A 17,443-nucleotide genomic window follows, 5' to 3' on the forward strand; every position below is an offset into this window, starting at 1 on the left:
GAACTAAGCTCTTCGCGTTCTTCGCCTGTAATGATCAAAGGAATAACGGGTCGACCCATTGCAGTAGCTCCATCGATGCTTTCTGCAATTATACTCTTGAGCTGTAATTATATCGATGAACTTTTGTTAAGGCACACTAGACCCAGAAACAGTAAAACCCCGCACGAAGCGGGGTTTTACTGTTCACCAGAGTGAAACGATCAGCCCAGGAGCTTGATCATGACACCCGCAGCCACTGCAGAGCCGATAACGCCGGCCACGTTCGGGCCCATGGCGTGCATCAGCAGGAAGTTATGCGGGTTGGCTTCCAGGCCTACCTTGTTGGAGACCCGTGCTGCCATCGGCACCGCGGATACACCGGCAGAACCGATCAACGGGTTGATAGGCTCCTTGGTAAAGCGGTTCATCAGCTTCGCCATCAAAACACCACAAGCTGTACCCACAGCGAAGGCCACAATTCCCAGCCCCAGAATACCCAGTGTCTGAGCATCCAGGAACTTGTCAGCCATCAGCTTGGAGCCCACGGACAGGCCCAGGAAAATGGTGGTGATATTGATCAGGGCATTCTGAGCTGTATCGCTCAGACGCTCTACCACGCCACACTCGCGCATCAGGTTGCCGAAACAGAACATACCCAGAAGCGGAGCGGCATCCGGCAGGAACAGAACCACGGCAATCAACACCACCAACGGGAACACGATTTTCTCTTTCTTGCTCACAGGGCGAAGCTGGGACATCTTGATGGCCCGCTCTTTCTGACTGGTAAGTGCTTTCATGATCGGCGGCTGGATCATCGGCACCATCGCCATATAAGCGTAGGCTGAAACGGCAATCGCCCCAAGAAGGTGCGGTGCCAGCACACTGGACACGTAAATGGACGTGGGGCCATCCGCACCACCGATAATACCCACCGCAGCGGCTTCGAGGATGGTGAAATCCAGGACGCCCAGCCAGTCCAGCAGTGCAGCGCCAAGCACGGTACCGAAGATACCGAACTGAGCTGCCGCCCCGAGCAGCATCGTCTTGGGGTTGGCCAACAGCGGACCAAAGTCCGTCATCGCTCCTACACCCATGAAAATCACCAGCGGGCCTATGGTGCTGCCGATAACCACCGAGTAAAAGTTGTACAGCATGCCATTGCCATAACCCAGGTCCTGGGCAATGGAGTTTGCCATCGCCATGTCAGAGTAACTGGCTTCCTTGACGGCCACCTTGAAGGCTTCTTTCAACTCGGGAGTTACAGCCTGACCAGCCTGATAGGCCACATCCAGCGGTGCGGCCAGCGCGGCCAGCACCTGCGTCGCGTCACTTTTCAGGGCGAAATGGATCGCATTTTCCGCCGCAGTCAGGGCCAACCCTGCCTCCGGAATATTCGCCAGAATACCGCCGAACCCGATGGGCACCAGCAGCAGCGGCTCAAACCCCTTACGAATCGCAAGGAACAGAAGAAGAAGGCCAATGGCGATCATGATCACCTGGCCGATCTCTATATTGAACAGGCCACTACCTGTCCAGAGTGTCAGTAATTTATCCATGGAATGCTGGCCCTTATGCGATTGTCAGCATTTCATCATCAGGGGAGACGGCATCACCGACCTTGATGAAGACTTCGCCGATGGTACCGGCCTTGGGTGCACGCACCTCGGTTTCCATTTTCATGGCTTCGAGAATGATCAGCACATCGCCTTCTTCAACGGCATCACCCGGGGACACCAGTACCTTGAAGATATTGCCACCCAGCGGTGCCAGAACAGGCTCACCATCGCCGGCCGGAGCCGGTGCAGGCGAAGAAGCTGCCGGTGCGGAAGCGGCACCGCCCTCGCCCTGGATCTGGGTAATCTCGCCACCTTCGGAGACGGCAACCACAAACTTCTTGCCGTTGACGTCTACGGTGTAGGTCTCGGGACCGTCAGCCTTCTTGGCCGGTGCAGCGCTCTCTGCCGTCGGGACCGGCTCGAACGCATCCGGGTTACCGCGGTTTTCCAGGAATTTGAGGCCAATCTGCGGGAACAGAGCGTAGGTCAGAACGTCGTCTACGGTGTTCTCAGCCAGCTTGATTCCTTTCTCATCAGCCAGCTTCTTGAGCTCTTCAGTCAGCTTGTCCATTTCCGGCTCGATCAGATCCGCTGGACGGCAGGTAACGGGCTCTTTTCCGTCCAGGACACGCTCCTGCAGTTCCTTGTTCATTGACGCCGGTGCAGCACCGTACTCGCCCTTGAGAATGGCAGAGGTTTCCTTGGAGATGGATTTGTAACGCTCACCGGTCAGTACGTTCAGTACTGCCTGGGTGCCGACGATCTGCGAGGTCGGCGTTACCAGCGGGATAAAGCCCAGGTCTTCACGCACTTTGGGGATTTCTTCCAGAACCTGATCGAACTTGTCGGCCGCATTCTGCTCTTTCAGCTGGTTTTCCATGTTGGTGAGCATGCCACCCGGAACCTGAGCAATCAGGATACGGGAATCAGTGCCCCTGAGGCTGCCTTCAAACCTGGCGTACTTCTTACGGACTTCGCGGAAGTAACTGGCGATCTCTTCAAGCAGGTTCAGGTCGAGACCTGTGTCACGATCGGTTCCTTCGAGAATCGCAACCACCGCTTCGGTGGGCGAATGACCGTAGGTCATACTCATTGAGGAAATAGCCGTATCCACGTTATCAATGCCGGCTTCCGCAGCCTTGATGGCGGTAGCGGTCGACATGCCGGTGGTGGCGTGGCACTGCATGTGAATCGGAATGTCCAGTTCTTTCTTCAGGCGGCTGACCAGATCGAACGCAACATAGGGCTTGAGAATACCCGCCATGTCCTTGATGGCGATGGAGTCCGCGCCCATGTCAGCGACTTCTTTCGCGAGCTCTACCCACATTTCGATGGTGTGCACCGGGCTGGTGGTATAGGCGATCGTACCCTGGGCATGCTTGCCGGTTTTACGAACAGCCTTGATAGCGCGATCCAGGTTGCGAGGATCATTCATCGCATCAAAAATCCGGAACACGTCAACGCCGTTTTCGGCGGCACGCTCACAGAAACGGTCCACCACATCATCCGCGTAATGCCGGTAGCCCAGCAGGTTCTGGCCACGCAGAAGCATTTGCTGCTGGGTATTTGGCATGGCTTTCTTGAGCTCACGGATGCGCTCCCACGGATCCTCGCCCAGATAGCGAATACAGGAGTCAAAGGTAGCTCCACCCCAGGATTCCAGAGACCAGAAGCCTACCTTGTCCAGCTTCTCGGCGATGGGCAGCATATCGTCAAGCCGCATGCGGGTGGCCAGCAGGGACTGGTGGGCGTCACGCAGAATAACGTCCGTAATCCCCAGCGGTTTCTTTGTGTCAGTCATCGTGTCAGCCTTCTGTTTAAAGGTTCTAATCTGTCTGCCAGGTCACTTCTTGTGGCGTGACCGGTATTGTGCAATCGCTTTTTTAATAGCTTCAGCGGTGTCAGGATCAACTGGCGACGGCGCTGACGGCTTTGCACGTGATTTACGGGCTGGAGCGGCAGGTTCAGGTTCAGCTGGACCAAACCGGAGCACCAGTTTTGACATGAGCAGGGTTGCAAAGACCAATATGATCAGGAATACGAAGACAAACCCCATGCCTGCGACCATCAGATCAATGGCTTGTGACATCAGCTCATTCATAACGAATAGCTACCTGTATTGAGTTGTTGATTTTCCCGAGGGCCTTTTATCCGGCGAATTATCTCCACCGACAGACCAGTTCGGGGGGCAAAATCCCGCGTAATTTACCGTTTTCCGATCCGCTGAGCAACCTAATTGCGGGTTTCAATAGGTGGTTTCCGAGCACCCCGGCCCATAACGACGGGCTTCGGGCAGGTAAAACTGATTCTCATTCATGCATAACGCACACGCATTTTACGCCCCTTTATGCGACCTTGTTCCAGCCTTTTCAGAGCTGTCGCCGCTGACGCTTTCTCAACCGCCACAAAACACTGAAAATCAAAGAGATCTATCTTCCCCACCACCTTACCCGGAAGCCCGGCTTCCCCGGTAAGCGCACCCAGCACATCGCCTGGCCTGACCTTGTCTTTTCGACCCCCTGCGATGCAAAGAGTTTTCATTGCGGGCACGCAAGGCTTCAAGGGCGTAGCCAGCAGGTCTGCCGTGCTTCCCCACTCCACCGGCTGCTGGCGCCCGGCCTCCAGCCGGTTGATCTTGTGGGCCTGCGACGGGGCGCAGAACGTCACGGCCAGCCCCTGCTCGCCCGCGCGCCCTGTCCTTCCAACCCTATGGGTATGCACTTCCGGGTCCCGGGCGGGCTCTACATTGACCACCAGCGGCAGAGACTTGATATCAAGCCCACGGGCGGCAACATCGGTTGCCACCAGGACAGAGCAACTCTGATTGCCAAAACGCACCAGAACGCTGTCACGTTCCCGCTGCTCGAGGTCTCCGTGCAGGGGCAAGGCCGCAAACCCCAGGTCATTCAGTTCACTGGCCACCTCATCGCACTGCTGCTTGCGGGTGCAGAAGGCAATGCAGGACGCTGGCTGGTACTGCGACAGCAAAGCCGCAAGCGCCTGAACCTGCTGCCCCGGCGCAATTTCAAAGAAGCGCTCGGTAATATCGGATTCAAGTGCCTGGCTCTCGATTCGCACATCCACGGGGTTGTTCTGATACTGCTCGCTGAGCTTGCGGATGTTTTCCGGCCAGGTGGCGGAGAACATCAGCGTCTGCCTTTTCGCCGGAGCCTGACCGATGATGTCTTCGACTGCCTCCTGAAACCCCATGTCCAGCATTCGGTCAGCCTCATCCAGAACCAGAGTCTCAAGTCGGTCCAGCTTTAACGTGCCTTTACGCAGGTGATCCTGGATCCGCCCCGGGGTTCCCACCACAATGTGGGCGCCATGGCTGAGTGAGCCAATCTGCGGCCCAATGGAAACACCGCCGCACAAGGACAGGATCTTCACGTTATCCCGCGCCACCGCCAGTTCCCGGAGGGATTTTGCCACCTGGTCCGCCAGTTCCCGCGTCGGGCAAAGCACCAGCCCCTGGACCACAAACCTGCGCGGCTGCAGCTTCTCCACCAGCGGAATCCCGAAAGCAGCCGTCTTCCCGCTACCGGTCTGAGCCATGGCAATCAGGTCGCTGCCCTTGAGCGCAGCAGGCAAGGCACCGGTCTGGATGGGGGTCGGGCTTTCAAAACCAAGTCTCGACAGGTTTTCGAGCATTGGCCGGGAAAGGCCCAGCTCACTGAATGACGGCATAAAAATTCCTGGAATAGCAATAGGGGGTGGGTTCGACCGGGAGCGTTCCGGGCGTATACTGGCGGCAGTTTACCAGAAATAGCAAACCGTCACGGAGCATTGAATGCCATCACTACAGGATCAGCTTTTAAAGGCCGGCCTGGCCGACGAGAAAAAGGCCAAGGCCATCCGCAACGAGAAACATAAAAAGCGCAAACAACAACCCAAAGGCACTGTCGAGGTCAATGAGGCCGAAGCCCGCGCCCGACAGGCACGGGAAGAGAAAGCGGAACGGGACCGGCAACTGAACCTTCAGCGCCAGAAAGAAGCCGAAAAAAAGGCCGTCCAGGCCCAGATCCGGCAACTGGTGCAAACCAACCGCCTTGATCGGTCCCGCGGTGAGACTTCCTACCAGTTCGTACACGACAAGAAGATCAAGAAGATCTTTGTGGACGACACCATGGTCGACCAGCTGTCACGTGGCCGGCTGGCCATTGTGTTTGTAAACGGCGCCTATGAGATTGTCGCTGAGGGTGTGGCGCGGAAAATCATGGAGCGGGACGAGCGTGCCGTTGTGGTCCTTCATGATCGCAAGAAAGACGACGCCGGCGATGATGACCCCTATGCGGGCTATGAGATCCCCGATGATCTGATGTGGTGAACGGACTGCCCCATTCTGATAGCGCGCTCCCCCTGGGAGTCGCAATTCCGTATCAGGTTAAAAACACGCAGCAATCATCTGTAACTGTAAAGTTCTGGAATATATAGCCGTAACCCGACTTAATATATATCAAATAACATCCACCTTTGATTTCCGATGCGTATCAGAAAAGCCTCACGGCCTTTGACTCTGGCGCGTGGATCAGAAGGTGGGGTCGGCAAACCCTATCCTCCAGAGAACACTAATAATGCGCTTTCCAGAACTTTTCACCAACATGACCATCCGCACCAGACTGGCGGGTGGGTTTACCATCGTACTGCTACTGACCATTCTGGTGGGTGTTGTTGGCAATCAGACTCTGGAGAGCTTTAGTCAGCGGTCGACTATCGTTGCCATGCTCGGACAGGTGAATACCGGCCTTACGGAAGCTCGGGTAGAGGAAAAGAACTTTCTTCTGAGAGGCGATGCCGAGGCTGTCGCCAAAACCCGCGCTCAGGGTGACCACGTTCTCGAATTGACCACCGATATCAAACCGCTGCTGGTCATTGCCGATGATATCGACATCCTGAGCCGCATTCAGTCCGACGTAAAGCAGTATCAGCAACTGATGGGAGAGGTCGAGGCAAACATCAGTGAACGGGAGGAAGCCCTGGAACGTCTCGAAACCAGCGCACGCATTTTCGGTTCATCCCTGAAGGCCCATAGCTCCCTGTTTTTTGCTTCAGCAATGTTCGAGGATATGCGCCGTTCCGAGCGAACGTTTCTAATCGAGAATAATGACGCCAGCGTAAAGGCATACCTTGACGACGCCAAAAGGATTCAGGCCCCGCTTAAATCCGCCAGCATCAGCGCTGATGAAAAGGCCGGGATCAACCAGGCGCTTACAGCCTACGTCAGTAATTTCCAGACCGTTGTGACACTGACCGAATCCGGGAGCCAGCTATCAGACGAGATGGTCAGTACAGCCAGAAATGCAATCGCCTCTGCAGACCGGTTGCGGACACGCCAGTCTGAAAAGATGGAATCCGAGCGCCAGCAAGCATCCGGACTGATCATCGGTGCCACCGGGATCGCTCTGGCCCTTGGCATATTGATGGCATTTACGATTACCCGAGCTATCGTCGCCCCGATCAATCAGGCGGTTGCCGCAGCCTCAGAGGTGGCGTCCGGAAACTTGACGGTCGATATCCGTGCTAAGGGAAGCAATGAAATCGGTCGTCTGATGGCCGCCCTCGCCACTATGGTCACGAGTCTGCGGGAACTGGTCAGGAGCATAGAATCCGGCGCCTCCAACATCGCAGCTTCGGCAGAAGAGCTTTCAACCGTCACCAGCCAGTCCAGCGATGGTATCAATCGCCAGAAACAGGAAACGGATCAGGTCGCGACTGCCATGAACGAAATGACCGCGACGGTTGCCGAAATTGCAAAAAGCGCCGAGCAAGCCCTTGGAGTGGCAACGGATGCCGCCAGCCAGGCCACTGATGGTGAACGCGAGGTGAGAGAAACCGTCGATCAGGTCAACACTCTCGCTAGAGAGGTTATCCAGAGTATGGAAACGATCGAGGGCCTGCAGAAAGAAACGGCAAATATAGGAACGGTCCTGGACGTGATCAAGTCTGTTGCCGAGCAAACCAACCTGCTGGCATTGAACGCAGCCATTGAGGCGGCCAGAGCCGGCGAGCAAGGCCGGGGGTTCGCTGTGGTTGCCGATGAAGTCCGCTCCCTGGCTCAGCGTACTCAGACCTCCGCCCAGGAAATCGAAGCGCTGGTAACCACACTCCAGAACAGTGCGGGCAATTCGGTGTCAGCAATGAAATCCAGCACTACCATGGCCTCGAATACGCTGGAGCGGGCAACGGCAACGGGGCAAACCATAGAGCGTATCGCCCGGGCCGTTGAGGACAGCAAGCAGTACAACAATCAGATTGCGACTGCGGCAGAGCAACAGACCTCGGTGGCCGAAGAGATCAGTCAGAATATCACACGCATTCGGGACGTGACCGACCAGTCCGCAGCCTCAGCAAACCAGACGGCCAGCTCGAGCAACGAACTGGCGAGGCTTGGCAGCGAGCTTCAGAGCCTCGTTTCCCGCTTCAGGTTGTGAAGCGCCCGCTACGATCGTAGAGGGCGCTTCAGCAACACCGTGGTGGCTGTCCGTTTATTCGCACTGCGGGAGATTATCACGCCCGCTGGACAGCTCATCATTGGTGTAGGCACAGCCGTACTGCTCATCGGCTACTACTTCCGGGTCCAGCACTTCATCGCCCCCCGGCTTAATACCGGAATTCACCCAGGTCACCAGGTCCACGAGCGCTGTAGAGAACTCGGTGCCTGAGAAGCCGCAGTGATTCGGATCACGGATTGCCCGCTGCACCAGCATATCCTCATTGCCATGGGTTTCGGCCGCTTCGCGATATAGCTGCTGATGCACGAACGGTACGAAAAAGTCACCAAGGGTGTGCATGGTCAGTACCGGCACATCGAAGTCACCCTGAACCAGCGGTAGCCAGCGGACGCTGTCGTCACGAACAGGATTGACCCCCTTGCCCGCCTGGAAGCGCCCAACCTTCGCAGTAAATGCCCGCTCCTGGCCCGCAAAGCGCTGACCGTCTGTCCAGCGATAAATACGGTCGGTATTGTCATAAATATCGTTGGCCAGAATGCCGGTTACCGTCCCGTCTCGCCCGCCAGTACCCAGAACCGCGCCGTGCCATGTCGGGTTCTGGAAGCCTTCGTCGAATATCGGCCGGTCTCCGCCAGTCAGATTCTTCGCAATGTCCATTAGGCGTTGGCCAGCCTCATTCTTTGGCACGAAGGTAGGTGCACCTTCATCGAACTCGAACAGGTTGAACAGCGCCTCACCAACGTACTGCTGGAAGTCCTCATAAGGCCGGTGACCAAACCCGCCAAGCTCCCTGACGACGCGGGGGTAATCGCCGAGCCATTGGAACTGGTTCTGTTCCGCCTGGCACAACGGCAGGGCCCCCTCGTAAGCAACGGGATAACGCGCCGTTTCCAGCGTTTCGCGCTCAACGGCCGCGGCTGCGGTATGACCACCCATGGAAACACCGGCAATCAGGTACTGACCGGGATCTTCATACCCGACACTCCAGTCCCGCTCTAGATAATCCGTCAATTCCAGCGCCAGGCGATTGGTATCTTCAATGGCGGCACGAACATCGTAATAGTTGGCGGAGTATGAAGAGGCCGCCCAGGCATAGCCAAGGGCCAGGGCCGTATTCCGAAACGCCAGATTGGGCACCTCACGCGTTACTGTCTGACCCTGGCCACGGAAACCATGGGTGTACATGATCACACCGCCATTCCAGTTTTGCGGGAACTCGGCGGTGTAGGAGGCGGGTCCCTGAATACCTTCATAGACCCCCCAGTATGCTGTCGCGCCCGTGAGAGCCGTGAAGGCCAGATCGGCATTTTCCTGAACCTGGAAAACCCGACTGTCGTGCTCACGCACTTGCTCGGTCAAGCCCTTGCCTATCCCCTGACCCCGGGCCTTGCCCTGATCCGATGACATGGCGAAGCCAATGGTTGGGGCCGTAACCGCTACTGCAGTGGCACACGCCATTGCCAAGAGGTTTTTACTCAAGATCATATCTTTGCTCCTGATTATTGTTGTTAATGGTACATTCGTTCTGCTTGGCGAAACATAATTTCTAAAGCCAGCATTTATACCATAGGAGCAATCAGTAAATGGCGCAATTAATGGAGGGGGTCAGAAAACAAAACGCCTCAGCCTGTGGGATTCACAAACTGAGGCGCTTTGGTCTTACTATGGCGCGGCTGGGAGGATTCGAACCTCCGACCGCCTGGTTCGTAGCCAGGTACTCTATCCAGCTGAGCTACAGCCGCTTGAAACCTTGTATTCTGCTCGAGATTGGCGCGGCTGGGAGGATTCGAACCTCCGACCGCCTGGTTCGTAGCCAGGTACTCTATCCAGCTGAGCTACAGCCGCGCATCGCATTATCTCAATCCAGACTGTTCTCAATTATCTCCGAAAAGAATGGCGGAGAGGGAGGGATTCGAACCCTCGATACGCGCAATGCGTATGGCTCCTTAGCAGGGAGCTGGTTTCAGCCACTCACCCACCTCTCCTTGAGAACGGGGCGTATACTACCATAATTTTTCTGATTTCATAGGGTTGACACGAGTTTTTTCAAAGCCCGATCCCCCGGGTACAAAAAAGCCGTCCGGGTTTCCCTCGAACGGCCTTTTCTTCACTCTCAGCTGTTGCCGGGCTCCGGCTCTTCAGAGCCTTTCTCGCTCTGAATACGCTGATAGATTTCTTCGCGATGTACCGCCACTTCCTTTGGGGCATTTACACCAATTCGTACCTGGTTCCCCTTTACCCCAAGCACGGTTACGGTGATGTCATCACCGACCATCAGGGTTTCGCCAACACGGCGGGTCAAGATCAACATGTCCTTTACTCCCTTATCCAGAGCTACCTGTTCCGACAAATGTATATACTGCTTACTTTTATAGTGGGATCACTTGCCAATCAAAAGACGCATAATCACTTATACGCACTTCTCAAGCCCGAAGCCTGCAAATGATTCCCTTTTTACCGAAAACCCGAGCAAACCGGCGTATACGCCCGCCAACTATCAGGCTTCCTCTATTCCGGGCTTGTCCAGCTCGAAGGCACTATGAAGTGCCCGAACCGCCAGCTCAAGGTATTTTTCGTCAATAACCACAGAAATCTTAATCTCAGACGTGGAAATCATCAGGATATTGATACCTTCGTTCGACAGCGCCGCAAACATTTTAGTTGCAACACCAGCGTGGGAGCGCATACCCACACCCACAATGCTTACCTTGGCGATCTTGCTATCACCACTGACTTCCCGAGCCCCGAGTTCGTCCGACACTTTCTGCAGAACGCCCTGAGCACGCCTGAAGTCGTTCCGGTGCACGGTAAAGGTGAAATCCGTACGGTTGTCCGCGCCGACGTTCTGAACAATCATGTCGACTTCGATATTGGCATCACTGATCGGCTGCAGAATACGCAAGGCGCTGCCCGGCGTATCCGGCACACCGGATATTGTCAGCTTGGCTTCGTCACGGTTAAAGGCTATGCCGGAGACGACCGGTTGTTCCATGGCGTTATCATCCTCAAGAGTAATCAGGGTACCTTCACCTTCCTGGAAGCTGGAAAGAACCCGTAAAGGAACATTGTATTTACCTGCAAATTCCACCGCGCGAATCTGAAGAACTTTCGAGCCAAGGCTCGCCATTTCGATCATTTCTTCAAAAGTGATCCGGTCAAGCCGGCGTGCGCTGTCCACCACTCTTGGATCGGTGGTATAAACGCCGTCTACATCAGTGTAGATCTGACATTCGTCAGCCTTCAATGCAGCAGCAAGAGCAACGGCGGTGGTATCTGACCCACCACGACCCAGGGTGGTGATGCTGCCGTTCTCATCAATGCCCTGAAAGCCAGCAACCACAACCACGCGGCCGGCATTGAGGTCTTCTCTCATGCGCTGTTCATCAATCTGCCTGATACGCGCCTTGGTATGGCTGCTGTCGGTCAGAATCCGCACCTGGCCGCCAGTATAGGAACGCGCATCGCAGCCACGCTTCTGCAAGGCCATGGCCAACAGGGCGATGGTTACCTGCTCCCCGGTGGAGACGAGCACATCCATTTCACGGGGCGTGGGCTCTTCCATAATGTCGTTGGCAAGGCCAATCAAACGGTTGGTCTCGCCACTCATGGCTGACACCACAACCACCACGTCATGCCCTTCTTTGCGGAAGCGGCTAACTTTTTCAGCAACCGCTTCAATCCGTTCGGTGGTGCCTACGGATGTACCCCCAAATTTCTGAACCAAGAGCGCCATTGTTTTCCCGATACCAAACGTGGACAAATGGCAGGACGGGGCCCTGCCTCAGACGATCAAACGGGCGGGATTATAAACGCCTGCCCATATTTGAAACAGTTACCTAAGCAATATTTTTCTCAACCCAGGCAGGGACTCCGGCGAGAGCCTCGGCCAGTTTTGAGGGATCATTACCACCGCCCTGGGCCATATCCGGGCGCCCGCCACCCTTACCATCGACCTGTGCCGCCAGGTGCTTCATCAGGTCGCCGGCCCTGATCCTGCCGGTAGCCGATTTGGTCACGCCGGCCACCAGGGTGACCTTGCCATCCTCGACACTGGCGAGCACTACTACGCCCTCGCCCAGCTTGTTCTTGAGCTGGTCGGCGGTTTCCATCAGCGCCTTGCGATCGGCACCTTCCATTTCCGAGGCAACCACCTTCAGGCCACCAACTTCTACCGCAGAGCCGGCCAGGTCGGTGCCCGCAGAGCTTGCCAGTTTCGCCTGCAGAGCACTGATGTCTTTTTCCAGTTGCCGATTGCGGTCCAGGGTTTGCTGAACCTTTTCAACCAGCGACTCGCGGGAGCCCTTTACCAGCTTGGCGGCTTCGCGCAATGTCTTCTCAGTTTCCTCGACCCACTCCAGGGCGCCAAAACCCGTCACTGCCTCAATCCGGCGAACCCCGGACGAAATACCGCTTTCCGAGGTGACCCGGAACAGGCCTATGTCACCCGTGCGTGCCACGTGGGTACCACCACAAAGCTCCACGGAATAATCGTCAGAGCCCATGCTCAGCACCCGGACGGTATCACCGTACTTTTCACCAAACAACGCCATGGCCCCCCTGGCCTGGGCCTGTTCCATGTCGGTGATTTCAGTCTGTACCGGGGTATTGTCCAGAATCTGCTCATTTACCTGGCGCTCGATCTCCCGCAGCTGTTCCGGCGTCACCGGCTCAAAATGGGAAAAGTCGAAGCGCAGCTTGTCCGGGTCCACCAACGAGCCTTTCTGCGTAACGTGCTCACCCAGCACCTTGCGAAGCGCGGCATGCATCAGGTGCGTTGCCGAATGGTTCTTCCTGGTCCGTTCCCGGCGGGCATGATCAATGCGGGCATCTACTTCCAGGCCGGGAAACAGCTCTCCTTCAATCACCGTACCGATGTGGAGGTGGTTGGCGCCTTCCTTCTGGGTATCGGTTACCTTGAAACGGCCACCACTCCAGGTCAGCAAACCGGTGTCACCCACCTGACCACCGGATTCCGCGTAGAAAGGGGTACGTTCCAGCACTACCACGGCTTCATCACCCGCCAGGGCATTCTTCTCATGGCCATCAACAATAACAGTGCGGATGGTTTCGTGGCCGTCGATCTGCTCATAACCGGTAAATTCCGTCGAACCTTCGATGGTCAGGCCGGAGGCGTTGTAATCAATGCCGAACTTGCTGGCCGCACGAGCCCGCTCGCGCTGGCGCTCCATGGCTTTTTCGTAGCCCTCGTAATCCAGCGTCAGGCCCCGTTCGCGGGCAATGTCGTTGGTCAGGTCAACGGGAAAACCATAGGTGTCATACAGGGTGAAGATGGTCTCCCCCGGAATCTCGGCACTTTTCAGCCCGGCGATATCCTGCTCAAGCAGACGCAGCCCTTTATCGAGCGTTTTGGCAAACTGCTCCTCTTCCTGCAGCAGCACTTTTTCAATCTGCTTGCGGCTGCTGACCAGTTGCGGATAGGCGTCGCCCATCAGCTCAACCAGGGCACCCGTCAGCTTATAGAAGAACGCCCGGGTTGCGCCGAGTTTGTTGCCATGGCGGGCAGCCCGGCGAATGATCCGGCGCAGAACGAAGCCACGGCCTTCATTGGATGGCATCACGCCATCGGCAATCAGGAAAGCACAGGAGCGGATATGGTCTGCCACCACCCGCAGTGACGCCTCTGTGGTGTCGACGCCACCCAGAATATCGGAGGCAGCCTTAAGAAGGTCCTGCATCAGGTCGATTTCATAATTGCTGTGGACGCCCTGAAGAACCGCGGTGATGCGCTCAAGCCCCATGCCGGTGTCCACAGAGGGCTTGGGCAGCGGCAGCATTTCACCATCCGCTTGACGGTTGTACTGCATGAAGACCACGTTCCAGATCTCGATATAGCGGTCCCCGTCTTCCTCCGGGCTGCCGGGAGGGCCGCCGGCGACTTCGGGCCCGTGGTCGTAGAATATTTCGGTACAGGGACCGCAGGGGCCGGTGTCGCCCATCTGCCAGAAGTTGTCCGATGCGTAGGGGGCACCCTTGTTATCGCCGATACGCACAATGCGGTCTGCCGGCACGCCGATTTCCTGGTTCCAGATATCAAACGCCTCGTCGTCAGAGGCGTAAACTGTTACCCAGAGCTTCTCTTTCGGCAGTTTCAGCCAGTCGTCACCAGTCAGGAAGATCCACGCAAAGTTGATGGCTTCGCGCTTGAAGTAGTCACCGAAGCTGAAGTTGCCCAGCATCTCGAAAAAGGTGTGGTGGCGCGCGGTGTAACCCACGTTTTCCAGGTCGTTGTGTTTGCCGCCCGCGCGAACGCATTTCTGCGAGGTGGTCGCCCGGGTATAGTCGCGTTCTTCACGACCAAGGAACACGTCCTTGAACTGGTTCATTCCCGCGTTGGTAAACAGCAAAGTGGGGTCGTCCGCCGGCACCAGTGAACTGCTTGGTACGATGGTATGGCCCTGCTGTTTGAAGTAATCGAGAAATGCCTGTCGCAACTCTGCGGTTTTCATAGCCCTTTGATACCCTTGTATAAACCCGTGCGGGGTCCACGTTTGAAGACACATACTTACATGCGCGTGCAAATCCGCTACTCTAGCACACGCCGAGAACAGGAAAAACGTGAAACATCACAGGAGACGCCATGCCCCGCCGCTTTCATGCCGCCGAGGAACTCTTACCCCCCGCCGCGTTCATCAAGCGACTCATGGCCGTAATTTACGACGCACTGATCAGCGTTGCAGTGCTGTTGGTGACCACCTGGACGTATACCCTTGTGGCAGGCTGGCTAACCGGGTGGGACAAGTATGAGGAAATGGCGGAAGCGGGAACATTAGAGCCGGGCCCTGTACTTAAGTTTGTGCTGTTCCTGACTTTGTATCTGTTTTTCGGTTACTTCTGGACCAGAAACGGTCAGACACTCGGCATGCAGGTATGGCGCATTCGCATTGAAAATCTCGATGGAACATCCGTCTCCTGGACGCAGGCTCTGAAGCGGTACACCGCGGCAGCCGCGATCCTGTTCGTGGCCCTGCTGGGTGCCTATTACCTGAACGCCGCCACCCTGTTCGTCACTATTCCGGCGATTATCGCGCTGTTCTATCCCATCAATGGCCTGTCTCTGACCGACAGGGCCTCCGGCAGCATCGTGGCAACGGTGCCTAAAGAACCAAAGAAATAACTACCCTGCCCGCCTCATCAGCACCGCGCCCACCACCGCATTGATGGCAATCGGCAGAACAATGGCCAGCACCGGATTGAAACCGAAGACCAGGCTCATGGGCCCCAAGAGGTCCTGCATATACTTGAACAGCAGACCCACGATCAGGCCGGTAAACACGCGGAATCCCATGGTGACGGATCTCAGCGGGCCAAACACGAACGAGATCGCCACCAATACCATCACCGCCGTGCCCAATGGCATCAGCACCTTTTTCCAGAACGCCAGCCAGTAGTTCGCAGCATTCAACCCCTGCTCGCCCAGATAACGGGCATAGGTATACAGGCCGGAGATCGACAGGTCCTCCGGCTTCACGATCAGCACACTGAGCACGTCCGGAGACAGACCGGTTTCCCAGCGCAACGCCCGGTGTTTTTCCTGGGTGGTCTTCTCTTCACTGAGATTGGTGGTGGTGACATTTTCCAGCAGCCAGTGATTGCCCTGATAAATGCCCCGTTCGGCGAAGCTGACAGACACCAGCCAGCGCTCCCCATCAAAACGAAACAGCGATATGCCATGCAGCACCCCATTCGGCTGGACGGCATTAAGGTGCATGAAGACTTCGCCTTCCCGGTGCCAAATGCCCGATGCAGACGCAACATTCTCGCCTGCTCCCTGAGCCATCGCCTTCCGGCTCTGGGCCATACGTTCCGCCGGTGGTGCAACGTATTCACCAATCAGCACGCCGATCAGTACAATCACCAAAGCCGGCTTCATGGCCGACCACACAATACGCTTCAGGGACACGCCAGCGGCACGAATAACCGTCAGCTCGGAAGAGCTCGCCATGGCTCCGAGCCCGACCAGGCACCCCATGAAGGCGCCCAGAGGTAAATAGTCATAGATGCGGCGGGGGAGCGTCATTAATACGAACGCCAGGGCCTGCAACATCTGGTAATCGTTCTCGGCGTCGTCCAGCTCGGCAATAAACGCGAAAATCAGATCCAGGGACAACACCACCAGCATCACCAGGAACATGGCGCCGCCTACCGTACTCATCACATAACGGTCGATCTTACGCACGGGTGCGACCCTCCCGTATCAGGCGCCGCCGGTACAGCCAGGCGGGTCCAAACTGCAGCCACAACCCGAGCAGCAGGAAGATGGCGTGAACCCAGAGCAGTCCGATCCACTCCGGAACTTTCCCGTTTTCGAGGGCGTCACGAGCAACAATAAGCAGGCCAAGGTAGGTGATGTAGACCAGCATCGCAGGAAGCAGGTGAAAGAAACGCCCCTGGCGCGGGTTAACGCGGCTGAGCCGGACGGCCAGCAAGGTTACAATGGGCACAATCAGCGGCAGGGTGAACCGCCAGTGCAGCATGGCACGGTGCTCCGGGTTGTCCGATGCCATCAGATCAAGCGTGCTCAGCCCCTCGTCGAGCTCCTTTTCACGGGCGTTGCCGCTGCGGATTTTCAACCCGTAGGCATCGAAACCGGTCACATCATAATCAAGCTGACCAGGAACCCCCTCGAAGCGCGCCCCATCCTCGAGAATCAGAAACCGGCTGCCGGTTTCTTCATCCACCAGTTGGGAACCTTCCCGGGCGGTAACAATCGACAGGCCCTGACCATTTTGCTGGTATTCGGCAATGAACACCCCCTCAAGTCGCCGTTTATCGTCACTCAACCCTTCCGTGTAGGTAACACGCCCTCCCGAGGACAGCGACTGAAAGCGCCCCGGGGCAAGCATTTCAAACTCTGTGGCCTGGCGCTGTTCATTGAAAATCGCTTCAACCTGCTTCATACCCCACGGGGAAACATAAAGGCTCATAGCGCCGACGGTCAGCATCACCGGAATACTGCCGACCAGGGTCTTGCCCAGTAGCTGCTTGTCGCTGATACCGCAGGCAAACAGCACCGTCATTTCGCTTTCCAGATACATGCGCCCGTAGGCCAGCAAAATGCCGATGAAGAACCCCAGTGGCAGAATCAGCTCCAGAAAACCGGGAAAGCGGTAGGCCATGATCTGGAACAGGACATCGCCGGCCAGTTCCCCGGCGGCGGCATCGGCCAGATACTTGATGAACCGGCCGCTCATGAACACCATCAACAGAATGCCGGAAACGGCAAGCATGCTGATAATCACCTGGCGGGTTAGGTATCGGAAAACGATGCTCAATTCGGTCTCTCAGAGCCGGACGCGACCGGAGTCGATGGAAATCAGGATTCGCCGTATTCTAAGTAACCTTGGGGCCGAATGACAGAGCACGGGTTTAACAAAGACGTTAACAACCTGTCAGCGCTTGATAATTTCACTCCAAACCCCAATGCTATAGGCATTC

At 56.5% G+C, this 17,443-nt stretch carries 13 protein-coding genes and 3 tRNA genes; 3 read left to right on the forward strand and 13 right to left on the reverse strand.

Going from position 1 to position 17,443, the window contains the following annotated elements; translation table 11 throughout:
• Positions 1 to 200: 200 nt before the first annotated feature.
• The 4 genes from ABJM11_RS08600 to dbpA all read right to left on the reverse strand — a co-directional run bounded on the left by ABJM11_RS08600 (position 201) and on the right by dbpA (position 5,222).
• Complete coding sequence (locus ABJM11_RS08600; protein ID WP_348297090.1) at positions 201 to 1,535, reverse strand: sodium ion-translocating decarboxylase subunit beta; 1,335 nt, start codon at positions 1,533 to 1,535, stop codon at positions 201 to 203.
• Between the two features lie 13 nt (positions 1,536 to 1,548).
• A complete protein-coding gene (gene oadA, locus ABJM11_RS08605; RefSeq protein ID WP_348297091.1) occupies positions 1,549 to 3,336 on the reverse strand; it encodes a sodium-extruding oxaloacetate decarboxylase subunit alpha in 1,788 nt (595 codons plus the stop codon).
• A 42-nt stretch (positions 3,337 to 3,378) separates the two neighbouring features.
• Positions 3,379 to 3,636 carry an OadG family transporter subunit gene (locus ABJM11_RS08610; RefSeq protein WP_348297092.1) on the reverse strand — a complete coding sequence of 86 codons (258 nt, stop codon included), beginning with the start codon at positions 3,634 to 3,636 and terminating at the stop codon, positions 3,379 to 3,381.
• A 212-nt stretch (positions 3,637 to 3,848) separates the two neighbouring features.
• On the reverse strand, positions 3,849 to 5,222 hold the full coding sequence (dbpA, locus tag ABJM11_RS08615; protein ID WP_348297093.1) for an ATP-dependent RNA helicase DbpA: 1,374 nt from the start codon (positions 5,220 to 5,222) through the stop codon (positions 3,849 to 3,851).
• 103 nt (positions 5,223 to 5,325) lie between these two features.
• Between dbpA and ABJM11_RS08620 the strand changes: the two genes are divergently transcribed.
• Positions 5,326 to 5,862: a DUF2058 domain-containing protein gene (locus ABJM11_RS08620; protein ID WP_348297094.1), complete on the forward strand. Its 537-nt coding sequence runs from the start codon at positions 5,326 to 5,328 to the stop codon at positions 5,860 to 5,862.
• Positions 5,863 to 6,109: 247 nt separating this feature from the next.
• Complete coding sequence (locus tag ABJM11_RS08625) at positions 6,110 to 7,966, forward strand: methyl-accepting chemotaxis protein (RefSeq protein ID WP_348297095.1); 1,857 nt, start codon at positions 6,110 to 6,112, stop codon at positions 7,964 to 7,966.
• Positions 7,967 to 8,020: 54 nt separating this feature from the next.
• Here the strand turns inward: ABJM11_RS08625 and ABJM11_RS08630 are convergent, their stop codons facing one another.
• The 7 genes from ABJM11_RS08630 to alaS form a co-directional block, all read right to left on the reverse strand.
• Positions 8,021 to 9,472: an alpha/beta hydrolase gene (locus tag ABJM11_RS08630; protein WP_348297096.1), complete on the reverse strand. Its 1,452-nt coding sequence runs from the start codon at positions 9,470 to 9,472 to the stop codon at positions 8,021 to 8,023.
• Between the two features lie 180 nt (positions 9,473 to 9,652).
• A tRNA-Arg gene (locus tag ABJM11_RS08635) sits at positions 9,653 to 9,729 on the reverse strand.
• Between the two features lie 26 nt (positions 9,730 to 9,755).
• Positions 9,756 to 9,832, reverse strand: a tRNA-Arg gene (locus ABJM11_RS08640).
• A 49-nt stretch (positions 9,833 to 9,881) separates the two neighbouring features.
• Positions 9,882 to 9,972, reverse strand: a tRNA-Ser gene (locus ABJM11_RS08645).
• A 128-nt stretch (positions 9,973 to 10,100) separates the two neighbouring features.
• The gene (gene csrA, locus ABJM11_RS08650; RefSeq protein WP_008172808.1) at positions 10,101 to 10,298 is read right to left on the reverse strand and encodes a carbon storage regulator CsrA; all 198 of its coding nucleotides are present in this window, start codon (positions 10,296 to 10,298) and stop codon (positions 10,101 to 10,103) included.
• Positions 10,299 to 10,484: 186 nt separating this feature from the next.
• Entirely contained in the window at positions 10,485 to 11,720 is a 1,236-nt protein-coding gene (locus ABJM11_RS08655; RefSeq protein ID WP_348297097.1) for an aspartate kinase, read from the reverse strand.
• 103 nt (positions 11,721 to 11,823) lie between these two features.
• Positions 11,824 to 14,454 (reverse strand): alanine--tRNA ligase, encoded by a 2,631-nt coding sequence (gene alaS / locus ABJM11_RS08660; RefSeq protein ID WP_348297098.1) that lies wholly within the window; start codon positions 14,452 to 14,454, stop codon positions 11,824 to 11,826.
• Between the two features lie 131 nt (positions 14,455 to 14,585).
• On the opposite strand from alaS, the gene ABJM11_RS08665 reads away from it, so the two are divergent.
• Entirely contained in the window at positions 14,586 to 15,122 is a 537-nt protein-coding gene (locus tag ABJM11_RS08665; RefSeq protein ID WP_348297099.1) for an RDD family protein, read from the forward strand.
• Here ABJM11_RS08665 and lptG read toward each other — a convergent pair whose 3' ends face one another.
• Positions 15,123 to 16,184, reverse strand: a complete 1,062-nt coding sequence (gene lptG / locus ABJM11_RS08670; protein WP_348297100.1) for an LPS export ABC transporter permease LptG — start codon at positions 16,182 to 16,184, stop codon at positions 15,123 to 15,125. It lies immediately after the preceding gene.
• Entirely contained in the window at positions 16,177 to 17,280 is a 1,104-nt protein-coding gene (lptF, locus tag ABJM11_RS08675) for an LPS export ABC transporter permease LptF (RefSeq protein ID WP_348297101.1), read from the reverse strand. Before lptF ends, lptG begins: the two co-directional genes overlap by 8 nt.
• Between the last annotated feature and the right edge of the window lie 163 nt (positions 17,281 to 17,443).

The sequence above is a fragment of the Marinobacter sp. genome (assembly GCF_039977835.1).
Taxonomy (GTDB): Bacteria; Pseudomonadota; Gammaproteobacteria; order Pseudomonadales; family Oleiphilaceae; genus Marinobacter.

Coding starts and splice junctions, on each gene's coding strand:
- csrA (WP_008172808.1), bottom strand. CDS start 10,298: ATGTTGATCTTGACCCGCCGTGTTGGCGAAACCCTGATGGTCGGTGAT.
- dbpA (WP_348297093.1), bottom strand. CDS start 5,222: ATGCCGTCATTCAGTGAGCTGGGCCTTTCCCGGCCAATGCTCGAAAAC.
- ABJM11_RS08600 (WP_348297090.1), bottom strand. CDS start 1,535: ATGGATAAATTACTGACACTCTGGACAGGTAGTGGCCTGTTCAATATA.
- ABJM11_RS08610 (WP_348297092.1), bottom strand. CDS start 3,636: ATGAATGAGCTGATGTCACAAGCCATTGATCTGATGGTCGCAGGCATG.
- ABJM11_RS08625 (WP_348297095.1), top strand. CDS start 6,110: ATGCGCTTTCCAGAACTTTTCACCAACATGACCATCCGCACCAGACTG.
- ABJM11_RS08665 (WP_348297099.1), top strand. CDS start 14,586: ATGCCCCGCCGCTTTCATGCCGCCGAGGAACTCTTACCCCCCGCCGCG.
- oadA (WP_348297091.1), bottom strand. CDS start 3,336: ATGACTGACACAAAGAAACCGCTGGGGATTACGGACGTTATTCTGCGT.
- alaS (WP_348297098.1), bottom strand. CDS start 14,454: ATGAAAACCGCAGAGTTGCGACAGGCATTTCTCGATTACTTCAAACAG.
- ABJM11_RS08655 (WP_348297097.1), bottom strand. CDS start 11,720: ATGGCGCTCTTGGTTCAGAAATTTGGGGGTACATCCGTAGGCACCACC.
- ABJM11_RS08620 (WP_348297094.1), top strand. CDS start 5,326: ATGCCATCACTACAGGATCAGCTTTTAAAGGCCGGCCTGGCCGACGAG.
- ABJM11_RS08630 (WP_348297096.1), bottom strand. CDS start 9,472: ATGATCTTGAGTAAAAACCTCTTGGCAATGGCGTGTGCCACTGCAGTA.